Source organism: Streptococcus sp. HMSC066E07 (assembly GCF_001814695.1).
Lineage (GTDB): Bacteria > Bacillota > Bacilli > Lactobacillales > Streptococcaceae > Streptococcus > Streptococcus hominis.
Genome location: NZ_KV817448.1, coordinates 99,957 through 122,415, shown reverse-complemented (window position 1 = coordinate 122,415; position 22,459 = coordinate 99,957). Strand labels below are relative to the sequence as shown.

25 protein-coding genes are annotated in these 22,459 nt (G+C 39.2%); 1 reads left to right on the top strand and 24 read right to left on the bottom strand.

The features are described from left to right. Nucleotides 1-11 precede the first annotated feature (11 nt). From HMPREF2984_RS06035 to HMPREF2984_RS05945, 21 genes are all read right to left on the bottom strand, one after another. Nucleotides 12-707, bottom strand: coding sequence for a CspC family polysaccharide chain length determinant protein (locus HMPREF2984_RS06035; RefSeq protein ID WP_049533441.1), 696 nt, complete (start codon nucleotides 705-707; stop codon nucleotides 12-14). Nucleotides 708-715: 8 nt separating this feature from the next. Then, nucleotides 716-1,447: a capsular polysaccharide biosynthesis protein Cps4B gene (gene cps4B, locus HMPREF2984_RS06030; RefSeq protein ID WP_022525209.1), complete on the bottom strand. Its 732-nt coding sequence runs from the start codon at nucleotides 1,445-1,447 to the stop codon at nucleotides 716-718. Nucleotides 1,448-1,449: 2 nt separating this feature from the next. Beyond that, nucleotides 1,450-2,901: an LCP family glycopolymer transferase CpsA gene (locus HMPREF2984_RS06025; RefSeq protein WP_049533439.1), complete on the bottom strand. Its 1,452-nt coding sequence runs from the start codon at nucleotides 2,899-2,901 to the stop codon at nucleotides 1,450-1,452. Nucleotides 2,902-3,085: 184 nt separating this feature from the next. Then, the gene (gene nrdG, locus HMPREF2984_RS06020; protein ID WP_003027750.1) at nucleotides 3,086-3,691 is read right to left on the bottom strand and encodes an anaerobic ribonucleoside-triphosphate reductase activating protein; all 606 of its coding nucleotides are present in this window, start codon (nucleotides 3,689-3,691) and stop codon (nucleotides 3,086-3,088) included. Nucleotides 3,692-3,695: 4 nt separating this feature from the next. Further along, nucleotides 3,696-4,199, bottom strand: a complete 504-nt coding sequence (locus HMPREF2984_RS06015) for a GNAT family N-acetyltransferase (protein ID WP_049533438.1) — start codon at nucleotides 4,197-4,199, stop codon at nucleotides 3,696-3,698. A gap of 9 nt (nucleotides 4,200-4,208) precedes the next feature. Continuing rightward, the gene (locus HMPREF2984_RS06010) at nucleotides 4,209-4,706 is read right to left on the bottom strand and encodes a GNAT family N-acetyltransferase (protein ID WP_049514671.1); all 498 of its coding nucleotides are present in this window, start codon (nucleotides 4,704-4,706) and stop codon (nucleotides 4,209-4,211) included. Between the two features lie 59 nt (nucleotides 4,707-4,765). Further along, nucleotides 4,766-4,906 carry a hypothetical protein gene (locus HMPREF2984_RS09615; protein WP_142350447.1) on the bottom strand — a complete coding sequence of 47 codons (141 nt, stop codon included), beginning with the start codon at nucleotides 4,904-4,906 and terminating at the stop codon, nucleotides 4,766-4,768. A gap of 8 nt (nucleotides 4,907-4,914) precedes the next feature. Then, nucleotides 4,915-7,125, bottom strand: coding sequence for an anaerobic ribonucleoside-triphosphate reductase (gene nrdD, locus HMPREF2984_RS06005; RefSeq protein WP_049533436.1), 2,211 nt, complete (start codon nucleotides 7,123-7,125; stop codon nucleotides 4,915-4,917). 106 nt (nucleotides 7,126-7,231) lie between these two features. Then, nucleotides 7,232-8,773, bottom strand: coding sequence for a glycosyltransferase family protein (locus tag HMPREF2984_RS06000; RefSeq protein WP_049533435.1), 1,542 nt, complete (start codon nucleotides 8,771-8,773; stop codon nucleotides 7,232-7,234). Nucleotides 8,774-8,827: 54 nt separating this feature from the next. Further along, nucleotides 8,828-8,962, bottom strand: coding sequence for a hypothetical protein (locus HMPREF2984_RS09895; RefSeq protein ID WP_003031261.1), 135 nt, complete (start codon nucleotides 8,960-8,962; stop codon nucleotides 8,828-8,830). A 63-nt stretch (nucleotides 8,963-9,025) separates the two neighbouring features. Beyond that, a complete protein-coding gene (gene cls, locus HMPREF2984_RS05995; RefSeq protein ID WP_049533434.1) occupies nucleotides 9,026-10,558 on the bottom strand; it encodes a cardiolipin synthase in 1,533 nt (510 codons plus the stop codon). Nucleotides 10,559-10,951: 393 nt separating this feature from the next. Continuing rightward, nucleotides 10,952-11,389 carry an SP_0198 family lipoprotein gene (locus tag HMPREF2984_RS05990; protein WP_003027763.1) on the bottom strand — a complete coding sequence of 146 codons (438 nt, stop codon included), beginning with the start codon at nucleotides 11,387-11,389 and terminating at the stop codon, nucleotides 10,952-10,954. 48 nt (nucleotides 11,390-11,437) lie between these two features. Then, entirely contained in the window at nucleotides 11,438-12,679 is a 1,242-nt protein-coding gene (locus tag HMPREF2984_RS05985; RefSeq protein WP_070670785.1) for a bifunctional folylpolyglutamate synthase/dihydrofolate synthase, read from the bottom strand. Nucleotides 12,680-12,879: 200 nt separating this feature from the next. Further along, nucleotides 12,880-13,191: a DUF1292 domain-containing protein gene (locus HMPREF2984_RS05980; RefSeq protein WP_003027765.1), complete on the bottom strand. Its 312-nt coding sequence runs from the start codon at nucleotides 13,189-13,191 to the stop codon at nucleotides 12,880-12,882. Between the two features lie 17 nt (nucleotides 13,192-13,208). Beyond that, on the bottom strand, nucleotides 13,209-13,628 hold the full coding sequence (gene ruvX / locus HMPREF2984_RS05975) for a Holliday junction resolvase RuvX (RefSeq protein WP_049533432.1): 420 nt from the start codon (nucleotides 13,626-13,628) through the stop codon (nucleotides 13,209-13,211). After that, nucleotides 13,628-13,894 carry an IreB family regulatory phosphoprotein gene (locus HMPREF2984_RS05970; RefSeq protein ID WP_009569646.1) on the bottom strand — a complete coding sequence of 89 codons (267 nt, stop codon included), beginning with the start codon at nucleotides 13,892-13,894 and terminating at the stop codon, nucleotides 13,628-13,630. The genes ruvX and HMPREF2984_RS05970 overlap by 1 nt, the downstream gene beginning before the upstream one ends. A 122-nt stretch (nucleotides 13,895-14,016) precedes the next feature. Further along, the gene (locus HMPREF2984_RS05965) at nucleotides 14,017-14,574 is read right to left on the bottom strand and encodes an SP0191 family lipoprotein (RefSeq protein ID WP_049533431.1); all 558 of its coding nucleotides are present in this window, start codon (nucleotides 14,572-14,574) and stop codon (nucleotides 14,017-14,019) included. A gap of 104 nt (nucleotides 14,575-14,678) precedes the next feature. Then, the gene (locus HMPREF2984_RS05960; RefSeq protein WP_003040606.1) at nucleotides 14,679-15,248 is read right to left on the bottom strand and encodes an SP0191 family lipoprotein; all 570 of its coding nucleotides are present in this window, start codon (nucleotides 15,246-15,248) and stop codon (nucleotides 14,679-14,681) included. Between the two features lie 85 nt (nucleotides 15,249-15,333). Further along, nucleotides 15,334-15,732, bottom strand: coding sequence for a transcriptional regulator Spx (spx, locus tag HMPREF2984_RS05955; RefSeq protein ID WP_003027770.1), 399 nt, complete (start codon nucleotides 15,730-15,732; stop codon nucleotides 15,334-15,336). 86 nt (nucleotides 15,733-15,818) lie between these two features. Beyond that, nucleotides 15,819-16,964 carry a recombinase RecA gene (recA, locus tag HMPREF2984_RS05950; RefSeq protein ID WP_049533430.1) on the bottom strand — a complete coding sequence of 382 codons (1,146 nt, stop codon included), beginning with the start codon at nucleotides 16,962-16,964 and terminating at the stop codon, nucleotides 15,819-15,821. A gap of 47 nt (nucleotides 16,965-17,011) precedes the next feature. Then, complete coding sequence (locus HMPREF2984_RS05945; RefSeq protein ID WP_070670783.1) at nucleotides 17,012-18,280, bottom strand: competence/damage-inducible protein A; 1,269 nt, start codon at nucleotides 18,278-18,280, stop codon at nucleotides 17,012-17,014. A 269-nt stretch (nucleotides 18,281-18,549) separates the two neighbouring features. Between HMPREF2984_RS05945 and HMPREF2984_RS05940 the strand changes: the two genes are divergently transcribed. Then, on the top strand, nucleotides 18,550-18,960 hold the full coding sequence (locus tag HMPREF2984_RS05940) for a helix-turn-helix domain-containing protein (protein WP_049533428.1): 411 nt from the start codon (nucleotides 18,550-18,552) through the stop codon (nucleotides 18,958-18,960). Between the two features lie 188 nt (nucleotides 18,961-19,148). On the opposite strand, the gene HMPREF2984_RS05935 is transcribed toward HMPREF2984_RS05940, so the two are convergent. The 3 genes from HMPREF2984_RS05935 to mutL all read right to left on the bottom strand — a co-directional run bounded on the left by HMPREF2984_RS05935 (nucleotide 19,149) and on the right by mutL (nucleotide 22,383). Further along, the gene (locus HMPREF2984_RS05935) at nucleotides 19,149-19,703 is read right to left on the bottom strand and encodes a DNA-3-methyladenine glycosylase I (protein WP_049533427.1); all 555 of its coding nucleotides are present in this window, start codon (nucleotides 19,701-19,703) and stop codon (nucleotides 19,149-19,151) included. A gap of 9 nt (nucleotides 19,704-19,712) precedes the next feature. Beyond that, entirely contained in the window at nucleotides 19,713-20,303 is a 591-nt protein-coding gene (gene ruvA, locus HMPREF2984_RS05930) for a Holliday junction branch migration protein RuvA (protein WP_049533426.1), read from the bottom strand. Nucleotides 20,304-20,436: 133 nt separating this feature from the next. Then, nucleotides 20,437-22,383: a DNA mismatch repair endonuclease MutL gene (gene mutL / locus HMPREF2984_RS05925; protein WP_070670806.1), complete on the bottom strand. Its 1,947-nt coding sequence runs from the start codon at nucleotides 22,381-22,383 to the stop codon at nucleotides 20,437-20,439. Between the last annotated feature and the right edge of the window lie 76 nt (nucleotides 22,384-22,459).

The following is a 22,459-nucleotide window of genomic DNA, read 5'->3' as shown; positions in this document are numbered from 1 at the left end:
ATTTTCCCCTCTTATAGTTTATTCATATTTGGCACAACTCCAAGAAGAGTAATTCCCAGCGCTTCTTCCACATCTTCTGGCTTTTTCACTCGGTCATCTAACACTTCAACGACAAGAATCACAACTGAGATTAAAAACCCTCCTGCAAGAAAACCAATCAAGGTATTGCGTCTAATATTTGGTGAAGAAGGGGAATTTGGTACTTCTGCCTCTTCTAACGTTGTTACATCGGATACTTTGGTAACAGCAATAATTTTTTCAGCTGCAATTTGACGCAAACTATTAGCAATACGCGCAGCTTCTTTGGCATCCCCATCTGAAACAGCAATAGACACAATACGCGTATCCGTTGGGACAGTGACATTGATTTTTTTAGCTAATGCGCTTGGTTGTACATTTAACTTCAAGTCATCAATCACTTTTGCTAACACATCTTGAGATAAAATAATTTCTTTGTAGTCTTTTACCAAGTATGTCCCAGCTTGAAGGTCTTGATTGGTAAGAGTGGAATTTTCATTGGCTTGTCGATTTACAACGTAAATACGAGTTGTACTAGTATAATTCGGTTTTATAATAAAGGTACTATAGCCTAAAGCAACAATAGCCATTACAAAAGCGGTCACAACGATGAGAAATTTTCGTCTCCACAGGGTCTTAACTAATGATAGAACATCAATTTCCACCGTCTGATTATCTTGATTTTTCATTTCTTCTCCTAAATTAATTCGTCTTTTAATAATATTTCTTGATTTTCGCGAAATAGTGCATCAGCATATGCTTTGCCATACTTTTTAGAGATAATTTGGTAGGCTTCCTGCATATAAGGAGGTCGTGGACCTAAATTGTGCATATCACTTGCCACAAAGTGCACTAAATCCTGCTCCATAAAGAATTGTGCCCGCTTCTTCATGAATTTATACTTTTCACCAAATAACTTCGGCTTGAGGACGCTAGAGCTGTTGATTTGCATATAACAACCCATGTTAATCAAATCCTGCACTTTTTTCGTTTCATTCTCCAAGCAATGATAACGCTCAATATGAGCTACAACTGGTGTAATTCCTAAACGGAGCACATTGTTTAAAGCGCTGTGGATTTCCCTATATGGTGTCGTCATACTAAATTCAATTAAAGCATAACTCGTTCCGCCTAAAGTTGGGATGATTTTCTTATCGAGTTTTTCTAAAATATCGCTGGTATAATAAATTTCAGCCCCATACAAAATAGTGAGATCATCTGCTACTTCTTTAGCGATTTGCTGAACTTCATGAAAGTTTGCTGCGATTTTTTCTTCAGGTGTTTCAAACATCCCTTTTCTACGATGAGACGTTGAAACAATCGTTCGAACTCCTTGACGATAACTCTCTGTCAAAAGCTCTCGTGTGTCCTGACGTGTCTTGGGACCGTCATCCACATCAAACACAATATGCGAATGAATATCGATCAATCTTATTTCCCTTCCATCACTTTCTGAATTGCCGCTTTGGCTGCATTCAAGCTATCTTGATTTAACTCCATCATGTAAAGATTGGCATCCGGCATGGCATAAGACGGAAGGTCCGTCCGACCTTCTCCTGTAACTGCCTGAGAAGTCACGGTATAACTACCACCAGATTCCAGTTGCGTGTTGATTAGACTCATCATGGTTTCAAGACTCATATTGGTTTGAACTGAATCTTGTAGTCCTGAAATAATAGCATTGTAATTCTTCAAAGCACTTGTTGAAGTCAATTTTTTAATAATAGCCGCAATGACCTTTTCTTGGTTTTTACCACGGTCATTATCGCCACCACTCAATGAATAGCGTTCTCGCACAAAGCCTAGAGCCTGCTCAGAATTTAGATGAACATCTCCTACACCAAAATGATAATTACCGTGTAAGCTTGTAAACTCTTGATCATTATAAACGTCAATACCACCTAGCAAATCCACGAGTTTAAGGAAAGAAGTGAAATTGAGTCGGATGTAATAGTTGGTTTTAATGCCATAGAGATTTTCCAATGTATGAATGGACGCTTCCACACCATAAATGCCAGCATGCGTCAATTTATCATTTTGACTGTTGCCACCATCAGCAATCGGTACGTAAGCATCACGCGGTGTTGTTGTTAATAACACTTTTTTTGTTTTGCGATTCACTGTCATGATGATATTCACATCCGAACGAGATACAGACGAAACGGGACCATAAGTATCAATACCACTGACATAGATGTTAAAGACATCGTTATTAGTAGCTGGTGACTGAGCGTTTTCAATCTTTTTACTAATCTTGTAAGTATAGATTTTCTTAATTTTTGAAGCGTAATCTGGATGCTCGTTTTCGATAACACTTTCAAAAACACTATTTAGCACCATAGCCTTCGCTTCACCATTCCTCAAAGAGTTATAAGCTGCCAGATAAGACGAAGACTGATCAACCGTTAGATTGACTTTCTTGGTTTGCGCTAAGTTATCTGTCAATGCTTCAATATTTTTTCCGTCATTCGCTGTCGGAGCGAGGATATTTTTGACCTGACTAATATCTTTGATATCGCTATTTTTCGGTACTACCACACTCATTTCATATTCAGAGTAGTTGGAAGTTGCATTTAGCCCATTAGACAAATCTAGCACTTCTTTAACCGCATACATCGCACCTGAACTTGCCAGAATCGCTAAAATCAGTATAATCGTCGTTGTGACACGCGCTTTGTTTTTAAAAATTAAAAAGCCAGTCCCTAGTGCTACAACTGCTAGCAAGATTGATACCAAAACATTCATGTACCGAAAGGCTAAAATGTTATATCGGAACATTGAAGAAATCAACAATGCTGCTAACAATGCAAAGATGACTAGTAAAGCAATATTTAAGATCCGATTGCTTTTCTTCTTAGAAGAGCGCGATCTTTTTTTGGCCATTTGAAACTCCTATGCAAAAATATCCATTTTATTATCCCTATTATAGCATAAAATAACTGAAAGTTAAACATTCTTTAAGAATTACAAAAACCTTAAATGATAAATGCGTTTTCAATGCGGTTCTTCGCTGTTACATTCCAAACAACAAAAAAGCAGGAACATTCAGTCCTGCCTTGATTCAAATTTATTCTGTTTTATCTCGATTGACTTGTTCAAAACTTTCTGTGCCATCATTCAGTCTATCCCAAATGATCACTTTCCCAGCTTTGAGAGACTTTTGCACATCAATGATTCGTTGATTAGAAGAACCGCGAAATTGCAGCATGAGATTTTTCTTGGCTTTGTCAAACCGTCCATCAACAAGGATATCAATAAGACTCAGCAGTTCCAGCTTATCGGGTGTTTCCAACATCATTTCTTCCCATGTGTAGCCCGTCCAAGACCAAATATCTTTATTTGGCAATTCCTTACGAATCCGCTTAACCAAGGGAATGAGAATACCTGTATTGAGAAAAGGCTCTCCGCCAAGCAAGGTCAAACCTTGAACATAGGGCTCTGCCAAATCTTTCATGATTTGCTCTTCAAGCTCCTGCGTATAAGGAATCCCTGCATTAAAAGACCAAGTTGCTACATTGTAGCAGCCCTCGCAATGGAACATGCAGCCGCTGACATAGAGGGAATTACGCACCCCTTCGCCATCTACAAAATTAAAGGCTTTGTAGTCAATAATGCGACCCTTGCTTAACTCTTCACTTTTCCACTCACCTGGCTTCGGTGTATTCCATGTCATTTTTCTACCCCAAATCTATCCAATAGCGCTCTTTCCCAGCTCGTACATCTTCCAACACTCCACCATTGGCCAAAATCACTGCTCGACTAGCAGCATTATCCATATCGCAAGTAATCAGAACGGGAGAGAGCGCTAATTTTTTGGCTTCAAGTAAAGCCAAGGCTAATTGTTGTTTACCATACCCTTTCCCCCGCTCACTAGGCCGAATGCCATAGCCAATATGCCCGCCCAACTCTAAGTAAAAATCATTTAGTGTCATACGAAGCCCTAAAAAACCTAATGCACGATCATCTGCAAAGGAAGCAAACAAAATAGCTGGAACACGCCCTTCTTTCAAATTCAGTCCTGCCTCTTGATCACGATTGATTTGCAACCAATCTTCGTAATTTTCTGCCCATGCCCAAGTGCTTTCTACACCGCCATTCATGAGAAGCCCCTGCTCTTTGTATTCTGCAATCATTTCAAGTATCGCTTCTTTATCTGCCAATTCTGGTCTTCGTAATTCCATAAATTACTCCTAATTCAAATCTATCCAATAGCGTTCGGTGCCCTGTCGGATGTCTTCTAATATGCCCCCGTTTTTTAAAATAACTGCCCTACTAGCAGAATTGTCCTCCGCACAAGTAACTAGCACTCGGTGGATATTCTTTGAAGCAGCGACAAGAAGCCCTTCTTTCAACATAGCGGTCGCATAGCCCTTCCCCTGCATAGTTGGACGAACGCTATAACCAATATGACCGCCATGTCCGCGTAAATGTTCATTCAGACGCAAGCGTAAATTTAGAAAGCCAACAGCCTGTCCTTTATCAAAGGCAACAAACTGTATAGCCGGCACCCATGTATTAGGAATATTGAGACCCATTTCCGCATCTTGGTTTCCAGCAATCCAATCTTCATAAACGAAATTTTCCTTGTCCCAAAAACCGCCATCGTGTGCAGCATTCGACCTTTCAAATTCTAGTATGAGGTCTATCACCGCCTCTTTATCTTCTAATCTTGGTCGTCTTAATTCCATTTTTCTCACCTTGATAGAAAGAGAGTGAGACTAGCTTCATGCAAACCTCACTCTTTCTCCTATTTTTTCTTTGTTTTTTGTAAGAATTGTTCTCGCAAATTTGCAACACGATCTTTTTTATTGACTCCGCCTTTGGAATGCTTTTCATGATAGCATGCCACCTGCGCTTTGCCCTTATCGTCTAATTGATATTTTCCCATTAGAATTCCTACTTTTCTACATGATGCCCTTCAAATTTAATCGTCGAGCCGTTCATGTGTTTAACACGAGCTGAAATTTCCTTGTGACGCCCATTCACCATTGGACGAGCTTGAGGGTTACCAAGATAACCACAAGTTCGCTTCACAACATCAACTGTCTTTGGATCGCTATTACCACAGTTTGGACAAGTAAATCCGCGCTCTGTTGGTGTGAAATCCCCTTCAAAATCACACTTGTAGCAATGGTCAATCGGCGTATTGGTTCCTAGATAGCCCACACGGTCATAAGCGTAGTCCCAAACAGCTTCAAGCGCCTTTGGATTCTGTTGCAAAACAGGGTATTCACAATAGTGGATAAAGCCTCCCGACGCACCCGCTGCTGGGTAATCTTTTTCAAAGTCTAACTTTTCAAATGGTGTTGGATTCTTACGGACATCATAGTGGAAACTATTGGTGTAGTATTCCTTATCTGTAATATCTTTTACAAGACCAAATTTTTCTGTATCCAAACGACAGAAACGGTCGGTCAGACTTTCAGACGGTGTAGAATAAACAGAGAAGTGGTAATCATATTGGTCAGACCATTCTTCTACACGGCGTTTCATTTCACGAACAATGTCTACTGTAAATTTCTTGGCTTCTGGATTATGTTCCCACTCACCACCATAAAAGACAGTCGCTACTTCATACAGGCCAATATAGCCGAGAGAAACCGTAGCTCTACGATGTTTAAAGAGTTGATCCACCTTATCATATTTGCCAAGACGTTTTCCAAAAGCACCGTATTGATAAAGAATAGGAGCATTGGCTGGTGTTGCTTCTTTTGTACGTTCCACACGATAGACAAGGGCATCTTCAGCGATGTTCATCCGTTCATTGAAGATTTCCCAGAATTTATCCATATTACCTTCAGATTCGAGGGCAATTCTTGGAAGGTTGACAGTTACAACCCCAAGATTCATACGACCAGAATTGACTTCTTGACCATTTTCATCTTTCCAACCTTGTAAGAAAGAACGACAACCCATTGGAACTTTGAAAGAACCTGTTAATTCCACAATTTTGTCGTAAGACAAGACATCTGGATACATCCGCTTCGTAGCGCATTCCAAAGCCAGCTGTTTAATGTCGTAGTTTGGACTACCAGGTTCTAAATTCAATCCACGCTTCAACGTGAAAATCAATTTAGGGAAGATAGCTGTACGGTGCTCAGAGCCAAGACCTTTGATGCGGATTTGAAGAATAGCTTTTTGAATTTCACGCTCAAAACGATTGGTTCCAAGTCCAAAACCAAGTGAAGTAAACGGCGTTTGTCCATTTGATGTAAACAAGGTATTGATTTCATACTCCAAAGATTGCATGGCATCATAAATGTCTTTTTTAGTCTTTGTCCAGGCAAACTCTTCTTGCTTTTCAGGAAGCACCCATTCACGCGCATCCTTCAAATGTTTTTCATAATTTTTTTCAGCGTAAGGCGCCAAAACTTCATCAATTCGATCAGCAGAGCAGCCACCATATTGGCTAGAAGCTACGTTTGCAATGATTTGAGAAATTTGCGCAGTCGCAGTTTGAATTGACTTCGGACTTTCTACCTCTGCATTTCCAATCTTGAAACCATTTCCCAACATGCCTTTGAAATCAATCAAACAGCAATTTGTCATTGGCGTATATGGACTGTAGTCCAAATCGTGATAGTGAATGTCTCCTTTTTGGTGCGCATTTGCCACATGTGGCGGTAACATTTGCAAACCGATTGATTTTCCAACAATCCCCGCTGTCAAATCTCGTTGAGTATTGAAAACGTCGCTATCTTTGTTTGCATTTTCATTGACAACTGCTTGATCTTTGTTGAGCAATTTGCCAATTGTGAAGTTGATATCTGTTGCTTTTGAGCGCGCAAAATCACGTTGAGTGCGGTAAGTAATATAGCTTTCTGCAATGGCATATTCATTGGCATTCAGTAATTCATGCTCAACGATATTCTGAATTTCATAAATTTTAACGCCCGCAGGAAAACGTGCAATTACTTCTGCTACGATTTTATTGGTAATGCCTTCAAGTTTTGCTTCTAACAACGGAGTCATCGTCGTTACTTCTTGACTGGCTTTAACAAGCGCTTTGTAAATCTTATCTGCGTCAAAAGCCACACGACGACCGTCACGTTTTTCTACATAAATATCAGCAAATCCTTGTACTGTGTCTTCTTTTAATGCAATCATGAGCTCCTCCATTCGTATAAGACATATTATATCACTCCAACAAAAAAAATCAATATCTTGTGGTGAAAAACTTTATTTTTTGTTTCAAACACAAGATATTGATTTGTTATTTCAACTTATAGAGCTTGAAATGATTGAGTTTTAGGTCTGTCTGCTGATAATTTTCTTTTAATTGTTTTTTGATATCTTGCAGAAGAGACACTTGATTGTTGACTAAAATATAAGTTGGTGTCGTTTCTTTCAATCTATTCACTAGGGACATTTGATTTTCATCTGTTCCTTGATATAAGCTAGGCGTTAAAATCGGTACAGCAGATAGGCGCCCACTCGCTTGGTAAAGAGCTGCTGTTGTGTCCCAAGCATAGATTTTATCAGTAGTCTTTGATTTACTCTTGATATAATTTGCCGCAGAAATACGCTCACTTGTTTCGCCTGTCGATAAAACATACTGATTGACAAACGGAAAACCAATTAAATAAATCATGGCTAGAAGCGGTAAAAAAGCATTCTTTGTAATATAAGTTCCGAAAACAGACGAAGATTTTTGAACTCTACTGTGCCTTCCACCTCTATTGAACGACTGTTTCCCAAGCCACATACTGACTAGAACCATAAAAAATGGCAAAATCGGCAACAGTTGATAAGCTCCCCAATCTGGCAAAAAGAAAACAAATCCAACAAGAAAGAGAGAAGCTAAAAAACTAAAGAGTTGTAGAAATCGTTCTAAAGAATTCGTTGGCAATGAAAAACTTCTCACCCAAGTCACAACTACGCCAAGCCCAATAATGAGTCCGCCATAAAGCAAACCATTATACAACAAGTGCTGCCCTGAAAAATGCAGACTTTCCAACGGATAAAGAATCTGACTAATGGCGAGACCAAAACTACCATTTAAAACTGTATAATATCCCAAAGGATAAAACACAAGCGAAAAGCCTACAAGTGTAGCTAAAAATTGATAAAGACCACGTGCTTTTTTCTTTGCCCCAATATTATAGACTAACAAAGCAATGAAAGCCACCAGATAAAACACAAGACTTGTCATTGGGTCCGTCATAAACATCAGCGCACCAAGAGCACCAAAACCAATAAAGCCTCTGTCACTAGCTTCTCCTGCCACGTAGCGCATCAGAAAGTATAGCGCACCAAATACAAAAGGAAAAGCAAAAATACTAGAGTATAAGCCGCCCCAGCCTAAAGCGAGCGTCAAACAATAGAATAAAGAAAGGATTTTGATAGAAGTGTTTTTTACAGCCGTTAATTGATATACGATTTTAAACAGATAAATTCCTGCAACAAACAAAGCCAAGCATTGCATTACCGCAAAGAAAATATTGCCAATGAAGAGACCCCCCGCCCAATTAGCTAGATAATAAAGCAGGCCACTCGTTCCATAGATATTTCCATAAATAACCTGCCCTTGCGCCATTGCCCAACCTGCATATAAATTTTGAGATTGCAGGTTTGTGGCAAGATTAGTTAGCAATGGATTAGCGACACTCAAAACGCTCAATAATAAGCTCCACAAAAATAAAACGACAAAAGGAGTCGACGTTAGCTCTATAAAAACCGATTTTTTCTCGTTCTCTTCGTGAAGCGTCTCTGCTACTGTCTCTTTCATCTCTTGTTCAGGCGTTGTATCATACATAAAGATTCTCCTTGATATCAGTCTTATCTAGTATATCAAAATCTTCCCTATCTGTCAGCTTGATTCTGACAAGTTCTGCATCTTTTGCAAAAGTAAAGCATAGTATTCCAATTCTCGAAAACGATGATAACTTACAGCCACATACTCTTTCAAAAATTCCTTTTCTTCACGTGATAAACCTATGACCATTCTGCCTCCTTTTACTAGATTATTCGTAAAAAAGAAAAAATTCCTCTCATTGCAAGAAGAATTTTATAGCATCGGTGCAAATAATTCGACAATTTCTTTAATCAAGCGTTGATACCAGGTATTTTTAATGGTATCTTCATGTATTTCTTGTGAGGTTTCAAACAACTCCTCAAAATCTCGCTTCAAGTCAAACATAGAAGGCGTTTTATACATCAAAACAGCATTTTCATAGTGATGAACTAAGCTGCGGTAATCAAAATTGATTGTTCCGACAACACCAAAGTCATCATCAGCCACTACATGCTTACTGTGAATAAAGCCCGGTGTATATTCGTAAATCCGAACCCCAGCCGCCATTAAATCTGGATAAGCTCCTCGCGTAATGAGCTGAATGATTTTTTTATCTGGAATATAAGGTGTCACAATTCGGACATCTACCCCCCGCATAGCAGCATTTTTGATGTCTTCCGTCAAATCATAATCAATGATTAAATACGGCGTGGCAATATACACATAATCTGTCGCCTGGCTGATTATATTTTGATAGACATTTTTACCCACTTGAGCTTTGTACATGGGCTTCGGTCCACTCCCGTACGGAATATAGAGCCCTGGCGCATCTACAGCTTTGTTATCCAAATGATAGCGATCGAAATCACTGATTTTCCCACGGTTGATATACCAGTTCATCAGAAACAGCCGTGTCAAGGCTTTCACAGCGCGCCCATTCAGACGAATCCCGCCGTCTTTCCAGTGACCAAATCGCTCGATGTGATTGATGTATTCATCTGCCAGATTGATGCCACCAGTATAGCCAATCTGCCCGTCAACGACGAGGATTTTCCGATGATCTCGATTATTATAAGCCACCGTCATCCGCGGAATCACTTTGTTAAACTTATGAGCGTCAATCCCCATAGCCTGCAATCGGCTGGTATAATCTCCCGAAAGAGTTGCCATACAGCCAATGTCATCATAGAGCATTTTCACTTCCACACCTTGGGCTGCCTTTTCACGCAGAATATCCAAAATACTATTCCACATGAGACCTTCTTCTACAATGTAATATTCCAAAAAAATAAATTTTTCTGCATTGCGTAAATCTTCCAGCATTTTCTGGAACATCGCTTCTCCCAAAGGGAAAAATTGCGATTCCGTGCCGTCGTAAACATCCGCATTATGATCCATGCTGAGAAGCGACTTGATAATCCCGTAAGCTGATTTATCTGTCTTTTTCAAGTCTAACCGCAACTCATAGCTATTGTCCTCACGAAATTTCATCTGATCCATATTTTTTAACTGTTTCAGCTCACTTCTGGACAATCGGCGCTCACCAAACATCAAATAAAGCAAGGGGCCAATGACTGGAACAAACGCTACCAAGAGCCAAGTTACTTTGCTTTCTGGTGTCATTGAGCGATTGACAATCGCTAAAATCGTTGCCAAGCTGAATAAAATCACAAAGACAATCCATAAAGTAGGTGTCCAGCGACCAAGCCAAAAGAAAAACCAAAAAATGAGTGCAAGTTCTAGTACCATGATAATAATACTAAAACCATATTTTGACATCAATAGCTGAAATTTCCTAAGATTCATTTTCTCCCCCTGCTTTTACTTAGTACTAGTATAACGGGGATTTCCTAATAAATCAAGCCAGAATCACTCATTCTTCTATATTCAAAGTATTTTTTCATTAGAGCAAAAAAGAGTAAAAGCAAAGTTGTGATTCGTAACCATCAACTTTCTCTCCTACTCCCTATTTCTACATTTTAACTAGAATACTGATTGTTGTCCACTACCAATTTAGAAAGCAGTTAAAGGCAACAGATAAAGTTCATGAAGCAAGCCCCTTTGTGAATAATTCGCTAAAACAAATGCAACTTCTCCTATCGACTTGTATGAATCAATAAACTTAAATCAAACGCGTCCTAGTTTTCACAAGATCATATCAAATTTTGATCAAGAAATTTTGCACCAACATTAGACAGGTTATTGCTTCGTTAAAACGACTGTATCATTTTCTCCATTTTCTTGCTCAATATCCTCAATCGTTAACCGATCGCCATCAATCATATAACGATCAATGTCATCACCAATCGTCATTCTCTGATTTGTCGAATCAATGCTTACTTGTTTTACTTTCTCTTTACCGTTTGGCTCTTTTTCTGTCCACGTACCACTATTTCCTTTGATAACCAAAGTAATCTCATCTTCTTCGTCCATACCTTTATAAGTACCGTCTAATTTTTCTGACGAATTTTCCGCAATAGTTGACGAAGCACTACTCTCACTTGAGACTGTAGTTGATTGGCTGCTTGAGACAGATTGAGAAGACGGTGAAGTTTGGTTAGACTTGGCGCATGATGCCAAAATGATAAGTCCTATCAGAAAAAATGCGATGTAGCTGAATTTCTTTAATTGTACCATTTTTATCCTCCTTTGCTTACATTTCTATTATACTATCCACCATTCTAATCAGTCAATTTCTTTCTCCAAAAGAAAAGCACGAACTTCCGCAATGAAATAAAGAGAACCTGTCACAAAAAGAAGCTGATTATCAGTAGAATTTTTAATGAATTGTTCAATAAACTCCCGATAAGAGGAAACGTAGGTTTCGGTTGTAAGATTCTGCTTATCTATTGCACCGTCATCCTCAAAAGTCGTTACGAACAACTGCACATGAGGCAATTCCTGCTGAAGATAAGACAGCATCCCCTGATAATTTTTGCGTTTCAAAGCACCGAATAAGAGAAAAATTTCTTTTTGTTCTTGCTGGTGAATAAACTCCACCAAACGGGACAAAGCTGGTAAATTGTGAGCCCCGTCCAGATAAATTCCTCGCTCAAAATATTCCAGCCGCCCTGCCCAATGTGTCTCTTGCAGAGCTTTTCGTACTAGCTCTATTTGCACTTGCCAGCTGTGTTGCCCCATAAACAAAAGAAAACTTTGCAAAGCAACAGCGGCATTTTCTTCCTGATAAGTACCTGCTAGGCTCAACTTTAGATGAGGAATATTCACATCTGGGCTGAAAAATTGTCCTTTTGAAAACGAAAAATCTCTGCCATATTCGTACAAAACAACATCTAGCTTTTTCGCACGCAGTTCACAGATCCTTCTCGCTTCTTCAGCCAGTGGTCCGATGACAGCCACTTTTTTCTCCTTAAAAATCCCTGCTTTCTGCTCCGCAATGGCGGCTATGGAGTCTCCTAAGGTTTCTTGATGATCCAAACCCACAGACGTCACCACCGCAATATCTCCTGCCACTACATTTGTCGTGTCTAAAAGCCCACCAATGCCCACTTCAATTAAAGCCACATCTACTTGCTCTTCGTTGAAATACAATAAAGCCATAAGCGTTAAAATTTCAAAATAAGAAAGTAGGTTATGCATCGGTCGAAGCTGTTTTTCCATTTCCTGAACTTGGCGTCCCAGCCGAGTGAAATCTTCATCAGAAATGGGTTCATGGTTGATACAAATCCGGTCATGAACACTTGCCATGTGAGGCGACGTAAAGGTCCCTACTTTCTTTTCGTGCTGCACGAATAGCTGACTCATAAACGCAATCGTTGAGCCTTTCCCGTTCGTTCCTGTCACATGAATAATGGGATAATTTTCTTCAGGATGATTCAAAAGACTTACCGCCTGACTCATTCGGTCTAAACCAGAGCGAAAGTTTAGTCCAATGCGACTTTCCAACCACATTTCAATTTCATTCATATTCTTCTCCCAGCAAAAAGAGGGTGAAACAGAACCAGACTTTGGTTCATGTCACACCCCACAACTCACTTGAATAGTTAGCACTCTTGCTCCACATAGGAATTAAACCAACCATTCATTCGTATACCATAAAATAACGATTCACACAGCCTTTTAATCTCTTCATCGTCTGTAATATGAAAAGCTAGTATACACAATTTTTATTCTTCCATAAAGCTATTGAAAACTTCTTCAATCATGTCCCATTCAGCATCTGAATCTTCTGGGATTGGTTGCAAATCACCTTCTGTTCCGTCTTCATTTTCAGTAAACGAGTAGGCTTGAATTTCTACCTCGCCATTTTCATCTTCTTCTGCGCTAGCTGGAATCAAGAGAACATAGTTTTTACCAAATTCTTCTTTTCCGTCAATGGTCAAGAGAATTTCAAACAAAGTTTCATTCCCTTGCTCGTCTACTAGCGTAATCAATTCACGCTCTTCGTGTTCATGGTCATGGTTATGATCGTGTGCCATGTTTTCTCCTTTATTTATTAAAAATTTCGATCTAAATAATTCTGCAATATGAGCTGCGCTGCGAGCTTATCAATCACTTTTTTCCGCTTCTTTCTGCTCACATCTGCCTGCTCAATCAACATTCTCTCCGCAGCTACCGTTGTTAGGCGTTCATCTTGATAGTCAACAGGAAGCTGAAACAGCTGTTCCAGTCTACCACCATAGGCCTGACTTGCTTCGACACGCGGACCACTTGTATTGTTCATGTTTTTTGGGAGTCCTACAACGAACTTGTCAACCTTATATTCTTTTACAAGCTCACTCAAACGATCAAAACCAAATTCCCCTTTTTCTTCATCAATAGGAATAATTTCAAGTCCTTGAGCTGTAAAACCAAGTGGATCACTAACCGCGACACCGACTGTTTTTGAACCAACATCTAACCCCATCATTCTCATTAGAGATCAATGCCTTGCCCTTTCAAATAATAACGAACTAATTCTTCTACAATCTCATCACGTTCATATTTACGAATTTGATTTCGTGCATTATTATAGCGAGGTACATACGCAGGATCACCACTAAGCACGTATCCTACGATTTGGTTGATTGGGTTATACCCCTTTTCATTCAGCGACACATAGACATCTTTCAATGTTTCGCTAATCTCTTTTTTGTTTGAATCATCAAGATTAAAACGTACTGTCTCATCTGTAAATCCCACAATTACACCTTCTTTCACTAGAATACCTATATTATAGCACATTTCAAGGCTTTTCACAAATGAAAGGGGTTGAAAAAAGCTGAATAAATTCAGCTTTTTTTGTTTCATATACACCTATAAAATCATGGATTTGCAACTTCTTTAGCACCAGCTGCTTTGACAGATTCAATATATTGTTTGGGTGTTAAATTTTTGATAGTTGAAAACATAGAGCCATATGTATCCAGTTTTGATGCTTCATCAAGGTTGATTTTGCTCATATCAATATTGATTGTAACTTTAATAATATAGTCTTTTGTAATGTCTGTTTTAACATCAACACCGCCCAAAGACTTAAATTTATCCAATCCTGCAGCCTTTTCAAAAGCAGAAATCAAGTACGGCTTAGTGCTTTCTAAATCTTGACCCGCTAATGCACTCTTCATATTTTCAGGAAGTATTTGTTCAAGATTTATCACAAACTTCTTAAAGGTTTTTCCTTCATAAGAAATAGTTTGCGTAAGTGTTTGTTCAATCCCTTGGACAGTCTGTTTTTGTTGAAAAGACTTGGTCACAACAGAATCCTTTTTCACAACACTCGAACCAGTCTTACTATTCCCTGACTGATTCTGACCGGATTTTTGACCACAAGCTGTGAGTAGCAACAAACTTGCTCCTAACAAAACAACCGATTTTCTCATAAAAATATCCTCCTTGTATTTTAGAGCTTTATAAGAATAGTATACCATCTTTTGTAAGCGTTGTCAAAAAGAGCCGTCTAAAAAATCAATTCGTGTTTAACAAGTTATTGATTGACTTCCGTTGCACCACTGGCAATCTGATCTTCAACATATTCTTTTGGTTTCATTTTTAAAAATTCTTTTAATTTCATATTCTTTAAATACTCAGTATTTGCGGCTTTATTAACATCCAAAACTTGAAAATCAAAAGTATGAATTCGCTTCAATTCTTGCTCATTTATAATTTCCAAAGAGGTCGAAAAACCTTCCAAACTTTTTGCTTGTGTAAATTTTTCATCTTCAGACAAAGATTTCTCCAATAATTTTTGTGCCTCAGCAACTCCAACTTCCGCAACTACTTTTTTCATTTCTTCTTTCATCGGCATGATTTGCTCAATCGTTAAACTTAAAAATTGATCGCCTTTGTAAGTAATTGTTTGTGTTTGTTGAACCCCTTCAGCTGTTTTAGGGAATGATAAGGTTTTTGTCACAACTGTTTCTTTTTCAGCGTTTGCAATAACTGGCAACGTACTATCAATTGATTGCTTGCTTGTTTTTGATTTTGTTTCTTTCTTTTGACCACATCCTGCTAAGACTGTAAGAATAATGGTTAATAGAATCAGGCTTCTTTTCATGGATTAACTCCTCCTCATTCTTTATTTTATCATATTTTTAATATCAATAAACATCGAAATAAAAAAAGAGTGGAAATTCCACTCTTTACAAGGCTGCGCGTAAACGCGCTTCTGTATTTTCAACATTACGAACCGAGCGAGGTAAGAATGCACGAATATCGTCTTCTTTGTAGCCCACTTGTAGGCGCTTGTCATCTACTAAAATAGGGCTTTTCAAGATGCGTGGAGTTTCCATAATCAAGTCAATCACTTCATTCACACTTAATTCTTCAATATCTACACCTAAGCCTTTCGCATAACGATTTTTTGAAGAAACAATGCTTGCAACCCCATTTTCAGTTTTTGTTAGAATATCTAATAACTCTTCTTTTGTAATTCCTTCTTTACCAAGATTTTGTTCTTTATAAGTTAACTGGTGAGCATTGAGCCATGTTTTTGCTTTTTTACAACTAGTGCAACTTGAGACAGTATAAATTGTAATCATGTAAGTACTCCTTTCGCCACACGGTACTATTATCATACTATATTATACCACAAAATCCCTCCGTCTTGCGACCTATTTTTAAAAAATTATTCCTCAATCTCAATCGCGTCATCCAAGTCTAGCGTTACTTCCTCCACCTTGTTTGCTGATTTAGTTGCTTCTGCATTTTTTTCATCTTCAGCATCATCCTCAATCAAACCGTAATGCACTCGAACTTTATGATCAATTTCATCAAAAATTTCTGGATGATCCGCCAAGTATTTCTTAGCATTTTCAGACCCTTGACCAATCTTTTCATCATTATAAGAATACCAAGCACCCGCTTTTTTGATAATATCAAGGTCTGTCGCAATTTTAATCAACTCGCCTGTTTTAGAAATTCCTTCGCCATACATGATTTCTACGAAAGCTTCCTTAAATGGCGGAGCAACCTTATTCTTCACAACCTTAATCTTAGTTTCCTTACCAACATTGGTATCTTTTTCATCACCAGTTCCCTTGATTTGGGTATTTCCGCGAACATCCAAACGAACAGACGCATAGAATTTCAAGGCACGACCACCAGGTGTTGTTTCTGGATTTCCAAACATAATACCAACTTTTTCACGCAATTGGTTGATGAAAATCGCAATTGTCTTCGTTTTGTTAATAGAAGCAGACAATTTACGCATAGCTTGACTCATCATCCGCGCTTGCAAACCAACGTGACTATCTCCAATGTCTCCATCAATCTCAGCACGTGGTACGAGGGCTGCCACGGAGTCAATAACTACCAAATCTACCGCACCAGAGTCAATCAATTTCCCAGCAATCTCAAGACCTTGCTCACCAGAGTCTGGCTGAGAAAGTAAAAGTTCATCAATATTAACTCCAAGGGCTTGTGCATAAGCCGGGTCAAGAGCGTGTTCTGCATCAATAAAAGCTGCAATACCGCCTTCTTTTTGAGCCTGCGCTACTGCATGAAGAGCTACGGTCGTCTTACCAGAAGACTCTGGTCCATAGATTTCAATAATCCGCCCCTTTGGATACCCTCCTGCACCAAGAGCGATATCTAGCGCCAAGCTACCTGAACTCATGACTTGAACTTTTTGTTCAGCGCGCTCACCTAGGCGCATAATCGCTCCTTTACCAAAATCTTTTTCAATATTTTTAAGTGCAGCATCTAGCGCTTTTTGACGTTCCTCGCCAAATTTCTTTGAAATTTCTTCTAATTTTTTTTGTTTTTTTGCCATTTATTTCTCCTGTATAGTGATAAATTATTTTTTTGCCTACCTAATCATTATAGCATATTTTCGTTTTTTAATAAAGTTTTTCGCAGCAGATTGAAAGCATGCAGAACGGCTATTTCACGTACATCTTTCCGACTGCGACCGGCAATATTAACCTTAATAGACTGAACGTCTTCTGTGGTTGCTAGGCCGATATAAACTGTCCCTGCTGGATGTCCTTCTAAGCTGTCTGGACCTGCGACACCTGTTAAGCTCACCGCATAGTCACTAGCGGTCAATTTTCTTGCCTGCTCAGCCATTTTCTCAGCTGTAAAAGCTGAAACTACCCCATGCTTTTCCAAGCCTGCCAATGAAATGCCCAGCATTCGGCTCTTTTCTTCCATACTGTAGGTAACAAAGCCACCACTAAAGACATTGGAGGCTCCAGCAAAGTTTGCCAAAGTTGCTTGAAAGAGTCCTGCAGTCAAACTTTCAGCTGCTGTGACAGTCTTTCCTGCTCTTCTCAACAGTTCAAAAGCTGTTTGTCCCAGAGAATTATCATCTCCATAAGCATAGAAAAGATCAGCTAAATGTTGTTTCTCAAAAGTCTGTACTGCCAAAATTTTCTTTTCTAAACGAGTAAACTTAACATCCGCTTCCTTTTGACTAGTAGCCTTGGTGGACAATCGCAATGTCACTTCTCCCGTCTTAGCATAAGGAGCAATTGTCGGATCCGTTTGAGTATCAATTAAATCCCCTAAAAGGGTTACTAATTGACTTTCACCAATACCAAAGAAACGCAAAACTCTTGAATACAATTTTTGACCAGTTGCTAAGAGCGGAACCAGCTCATTATTTACCATAGGTTTTAATTCACTAGGCGGTCCAGGCAGAACGACATAAGTCACGCCACTGACTTCAATCACGCCCCCCACCGCAAGTCCGGTTTCGTTTTGGAGAGGAGTCGAGCCTTCCACTATCTGAGCTTGTCGCTCATTATTGGGTGTTCGCACATAGTCTGATCTACTTGCGAAGAAGCGATCCAATTTCTCCGTAGCCATTCGGTCAAATACCAACCTACGATTTAAGAATTTTGACAAAGTCTGCTTAGTCAAGTCATCTTCTGTTGGACCTAATCCTCCAGTTAAGATGATCAAATTACTACGATTTCGAGCGATTTCTAAAATGGATAACAGACGAGCTTCATTATCTCCGACCGCTGTTTGGAAATACACATCTACTCCCAGACTCGCTAATTTTTCAGATAAAAATTGGGCGTTTGTATTGACAATCTGACCTGTCAGAATTTCAGTACCCACAGCAATAATTTCTGCTTTCATAGAACCTCCTACCTTACTATTCGCAATTGATTTTATTTTATCACAAAAAATCTTAAAAAAGTTGATTTTCATTTCAGGAAATAAAAAGAGCTGTCAAGTTCCTTGACACACTTGTCAACATGCTGTGGAAAACTTTAAAAATATTGTTTGTTATGGATAATAACTGGATTGTTAGGTCAATGCTATTGGCAAATAGTTTGAATATTTTTATAATGGAGATGAAAAAAGGAAATCGTCTAAATATTTTTATTCAAAGAAAGGAGATTATCATGAAAATTTCACAAGTGCTCAAAGATATTCGTCAACAAAATCAGCTCACTCAGGAGGCTTTGGCAGAAAGACTCAAGGTTTCCCGCTCCGCCATTGCTCGCTGGGAAAGCGAAAAAGGTATCCCTGATATTGGAAATCTCATTGCCATCAGTCGGGAGTTCGATATCAGACTGGACACACTCATCAAGGAGGATGAGCGCTTGGAGAAAAAGGTCATCGAAGATAGCAAGGCCAAGAAATGGCATTATTTAGTCATTTTCTATCTCTTCTCCGTTTTGGTTGAGATTGCTATTTTTGCCTATTTGCATCATATCTTTATGGCTGGCTTCCTCATCTCCACCCTCTTTATTCTTTTCTATGAACTACGCATCTTTATCAAGGAAAAGATTTGGATGCAGAAAGGAGAATGAGGAAATAAAGAAAATGACAAAAAAACCTAGAGATCTGGAACTTCTAGGTTTTCATTTAATTATGGTCAATAAGGAAATATACTGGATAATTCAGCTATTTTTGTCCAATAAGCTGCAACCCTCTGCCTAGGAATAAAATGGTATATAGAGAGATAAAAATGAGCTGAAATTTTCTTGTTTTCATTGTTCTACTTCCAGTCACAATCCTTTTCGTGATCATTGATAAGGCCGGCTGCTTCTAGGAATGAATAGACACAAACAGGACCGACAAATTTGAAGCCTTGCTTTTTTAGCTCCTTAGACATGCTTTCTGACAGCTCTGTCTTGGCTGGCGCTTCCTTGTAGTTCAAAATTTCATTGTCAATCGTTTTGAAGTCTACAAAAGACCAGATATAGTCATTAAACGAGCCAAACTGCTTTTGAACAGCCAAAAAAGCTTGGGCATTAGCCCTGGTCGCATAAATTTTCATCTTGTTACGGATAATATCAGGATTGCCTAACAAACCATCTAGATCTGCATCTGTCATCTGAGCAATTTTCTGAGCATCATAGAAATGAAAAGCTTCCCGAAAAGCCTGGCGTTTATTCAGAATGGTCTCCCAAGAAAGTCCAGCTTGATAGGTCTCCATGCAAAGTAGTTCAAATAATTTCTGATCATCATGGAGGGGCTTGCCCCACTCCTCATCATGATAGGCTACATACAAGGGGTTATTCATTTTTACCCAGCCGCAGCGTTTGGTCATAGCTTTCTCCTATTTCACTAACATCTTAAGAGCAGACTTGATATAGTTTTCTGCTGTATCCGTCGTTCCTTCAAAGAATTTCTTGATTTTCTTGAGCTCAGCAGCTTTGTAGCCCAAAGCCAGCATGGCTTCCATGGCTTCTTCCAGCTCCTGATTATCCACAGTCTGGATGGGTGCCTTGCTTTCTGACGGACCATCCGCAGCCACTACCTTGCCTTCTAAGTCCAGCACCATCTGCTGGGCTGTTTTCTTACCAATCTTAGGAAACTTGGTCAGGTAGGTGATGTTTTTCTGCTCAATGGCTTGCACTAAGCCCGCATTATCATCTGCCGCAATGATGGCTAAGGCAGACACTGGGCCAATACCTGAGACTGAAATCAAGCTGAGAAAGAGTTGCTTCTCCTCCTCGGTCGCAAAGCCGTAAAGGAGCTCAGCGTCTTCTCTCACCACCTGGTGAACATAGACCTTAGCTTCCTGATGGAGATGTCCTGAGTAAGCATAGGGGTTAGCCACATGAAGAATATAGCCGATAGAGTTGACTTCCAATACAATATATTTAGCTGTAATTTTGCTGATGATTCCTTTAAAATATTCGTACATGACTTCTCCTTTTCAACCCTTTTAGTATATCATATTTTCAACTAGAAAAAATTGAAGCTGTTGGAAAAACCTCACATTGGATAGAAAAAAGCTAAAAAACAGAGAATATGGTAACTCTCTGTTTTCAGGATATTTAGTATTTCCCCAATTCTCTCAGACTGGTATGATTTTCCTGAATCCGACGGAACATTTTTTCCATATCAGATTTGGTAAAGTTGACCAAAACGGGACGACCATGTGGACAATTGTAGGGATTGTCACATTGTGATAACTGAAAAATCAAATCACGCGCTGAATAGTCATCCAAACTGTGATTGGCTTTAATAGAGCGTTTGCAACTCATCATAATAGCTAGCTCAGCGCGATATTTCTTGATAGAGACTTCCTTGGTTAGAAGCAGCATATCGCACATCTCATAAATACCTGATTCGATCTCCTCTTCCTTAAGCCAAATGGGATGTTCACGAAGAATAAATTGATTAGTTCCGTATTCTTCAAGGAAAACACCGACTTCTTCTAAAAGAGTCATTCGTTGTTTCAGACGCAACATATCATCAGCTGGAAATTCAAAGATATAGGGAACCAGAAGCTGCTGCTGACTAGCATCTACATCTCCGATTTTTTCGCGGTAATATTCATACTTTACTCGCTCTTGAGCTGCATGTTGGTCAATAATATAAAGACCACCGTTTCCTTGAGCAAAAAGGTAGGTGCCGTGCATTTGCCCGAAATATTCCAATTCTGGAAACGTTGAAGTTTCTTCTCCACCCAACTTATCTAAAGCTCTCTCTAAGCTCGCCTGATCCAGCTCTGGATGATCTAGTTGATTGTAAGAAGGAGATTGCCTTTCTGCAAATTTGACAGAAGCAACTTTTGAATTGAGTTCATCTGTATCAGCAGATTGTTGGTCTAATCGGGCAGATTCCTCAAAAGAAGGTTGAGCTTCTGACACTTGTGGTTTCACAAAGAAGTCATTTCTTTCTTTATCGTAATAGAGTCGGTTTGCTTTGAGTGGGAGACTCGTCTGCTCAGGTTTATTTGCTCGGTTAATGGTTGATTTTGCTAAATTTTCCAAAGCGTCCGGAATCAAATCCTGCTCTCTTAAACTCGCAGAAATGGCTTGCGAAATCAAGGCCATCAGTTCTCTCTCTTTTGAAATCCGCACTTCTTGCTTGGTCGGATGAACATTGACATCAGCAAGATATGGGTCAATCCGAATATCAATCACAGCAATCGGAAAACGTCCCACCATGAGCTTGCTACCATATCCATCTAAAATAGCTCGATTGAGCAGGAAATTCTTGATGTAGCGACCATTGATGAGAATGGTGATGTAATTCCGATTAGCCCTTGTTAATTCTGGAAAACTAATATAGCCTGATACTTCAAAATCCAAATCAGATGCTGAAATTTCAATCATTTTTTTTGCTGTTGTTAATCCATAGATACCAGCAATTGCTTGACGCAAATTTCCTGTTCCTGCCGTCCGAGTCAACTCTTTACCATCATTGAGCAAGATAAAAGCGACCTCTGGATGTGCTAGACTCAAACGGTTCATTACATCTACAATGTGAGACAGTTCTGCTTGTTGACTTTTCATATATTTTAAGCGAGCAGGTGTGTTGAAAAAGAGATCTTCCACCTTGATTTTGGTGCCTCTAGGACAGCTACTTGGTTCTATAGTTTCAATTTCTCCACCTTGCGCAATCAGAAGCGTTCCATGTGTTCCACCATTTGTCGCAGTTTCAATTGTCAAGCGTGAAACAGAAGCAATCGACGGAAGCGCTTCACCGCGAAAGCCCAATGTCCGAATTCGAAAAAGGTCGGCTTGTTTCTTGATTTTACTAGTAGCATGCCGCCGCAAAGCCAAGGAAACCTCCTCATGCTCAATTCCTTCGCCATTATCAATGACTTGAATGCTCTTGAGTCCCGCTTCTTCAATCTCAATTGTAATTTGGCTAGCGCCCGCGTCAATAGAATTTTCTACCAACTCTTTGGCAACGCTGCTAGGCCGCTCAATGACCTCACCTGCCGCAATCTGATTGGCAAGATTTTCTGGTAGTTCTATAATTTTTGACATAGTTTTTGGTTTTACCCTTTCTAAACGTTGATTTAATAAGGTTCTGATGATGTTTACAGCTATCAAAAACTCAATT

Bases quoted from the DNA above. Each gene is read 5' to 3' on its own strand.
- nrdG (WP_003027750.1), bottom strand. From the start codon at position 3,691: ATGACATGGAATACACCGAAGCCAGGTGAGTGGAAAAGTGAAGAGTTA.
- ruvX (WP_049533432.1), bottom strand. From the start codon at position 13,628: ATGAGAATGATGGGGTTAGATGTTGGTTCAAAAACAGTCGGTGTCGCG.
- HMPREF2984_RS05980 (WP_003027765.1), bottom strand. From the start codon at position 13,191: ATGGCACACGATCATAACCATGACCATGAACACGAAGAGCGTGAATTG.
- HMPREF2984_RS06025 (WP_049533439.1), bottom strand. From the start codon at position 2,901: ATGGCCAAAAAAAGATCGCGCTCTTCTAAGAAGAAAAGCAATCGGATC.
- HMPREF2984_RS06000 (WP_049533435.1), bottom strand. From the start codon at position 8,773: ATGTATGATACAACGCCTGAACAAGAGATGAAAGAGACAGTAGCAGAG.
- mutL (WP_070670806.1), bottom strand. From the start codon at position 22,383: ATGTCAAAAATTATAGAACTACCAGAAAATCTTGCCAATCAGATTGCG.
- HMPREF2984_RS09615 (WP_142350447.1), bottom strand. From the start codon at position 4,906: ATGGGAAAATATCAATTAGACGATAAGGGCAAAGCGCAGGTGGCATGC.
- HMPREF2984_RS05965 (WP_049533431.1), bottom strand. From the start codon at position 14,574: ATGAGAAAATCGGTTGTTTTGTTAGGAGCAAGTTTGTTGCTACTCACA.
- HMPREF2984_RS05960 (WP_003040606.1), bottom strand. From the start codon at position 15,248: ATGAAAAGAAGCCTGATTCTATTAACCATTATTCTTACAGTCTTAGCA.
- HMPREF2984_RS05940 (WP_049533428.1), top strand. From the start codon at position 18,550: ATGAAAATTTCACAAGTGCTCAAAGATATTCGTCAACAAAATCAGCTC.
- ruvA (WP_049533426.1), bottom strand. From the start codon at position 20,303: ATGTACGAATATTTTAAAGGAATCATCAGCAAAATTACAGCTAAATAT.
- nrdD (WP_049533436.1), bottom strand. From the start codon at position 7,125: ATGATTGCATTAAAAGAAGACACAGTACAAGGATTTGCTGATATTTAT.
- HMPREF2984_RS05985 (WP_070670785.1), bottom strand. From the start codon at position 12,679: ATGAATGAAATTGAAATGTGGTTGGAAAGTCGCATTGGACTAAACTTT.
- HMPREF2984_RS06035 (WP_049533441.1), bottom strand. From the start codon at position 707: ATGAAAAATCAAGATAATCAGACGGTGGAAATTGATGTTCTATCATTA.
- HMPREF2984_RS09895 (WP_003031261.1), bottom strand. From the start codon at position 8,962: ATGGTCATAGGTTTATCACGTGAAGAAAAGGAATTTTTGAAAGAGTAT.
- spx (WP_003027770.1), bottom strand. From the start codon at position 15,732: ATGATTACAATTTATACTGTCTCAAGTTGCACTAGTTGTAAAAAAGCA.
- HMPREF2984_RS05945 (WP_070670783.1), bottom strand. From the start codon at position 18,280: ATGAAAGCAGAAATTATTGCTGTGGGTACTGAAATTCTGACAGGTCAG.
- HMPREF2984_RS05935 (WP_049533427.1), bottom strand. From the start codon at position 19,703: ATGACCAAACGCTGCGGCTGGGTAAAAATGAATAACCCCTTGTATGTA.
- HMPREF2984_RS05990 (WP_003027763.1), bottom strand. From the start codon at position 11,389: ATGGTACAATTAAAGAAATTCAGCTACATCGCATTTTTTCTGATAGGA.
- recA (WP_049533430.1), bottom strand. From the start codon at position 16,964: ATGGCAAAAAAACAAAAAAAATTAGAAGAAATTTCAAAGAAATTTGGC.
- HMPREF2984_RS06015 (WP_049533438.1), bottom strand. From the start codon at position 4,199: ATGGAATTACGAAGACCAGAATTGGCAGATAAAGAAGCGATACTTGAA.
- cls (WP_049533434.1), bottom strand. From the start codon at position 10,558: ATGAATCTTAGGAAATTTCAGCTATTGATGTCAAAATATGGTTTTAGT.
- HMPREF2984_RS06010 (WP_049514671.1), bottom strand. From the start codon at position 4,706: ATGGAATTAAGACGACCAAGATTAGAAGATAAAGAGGCGGTGATAGAC.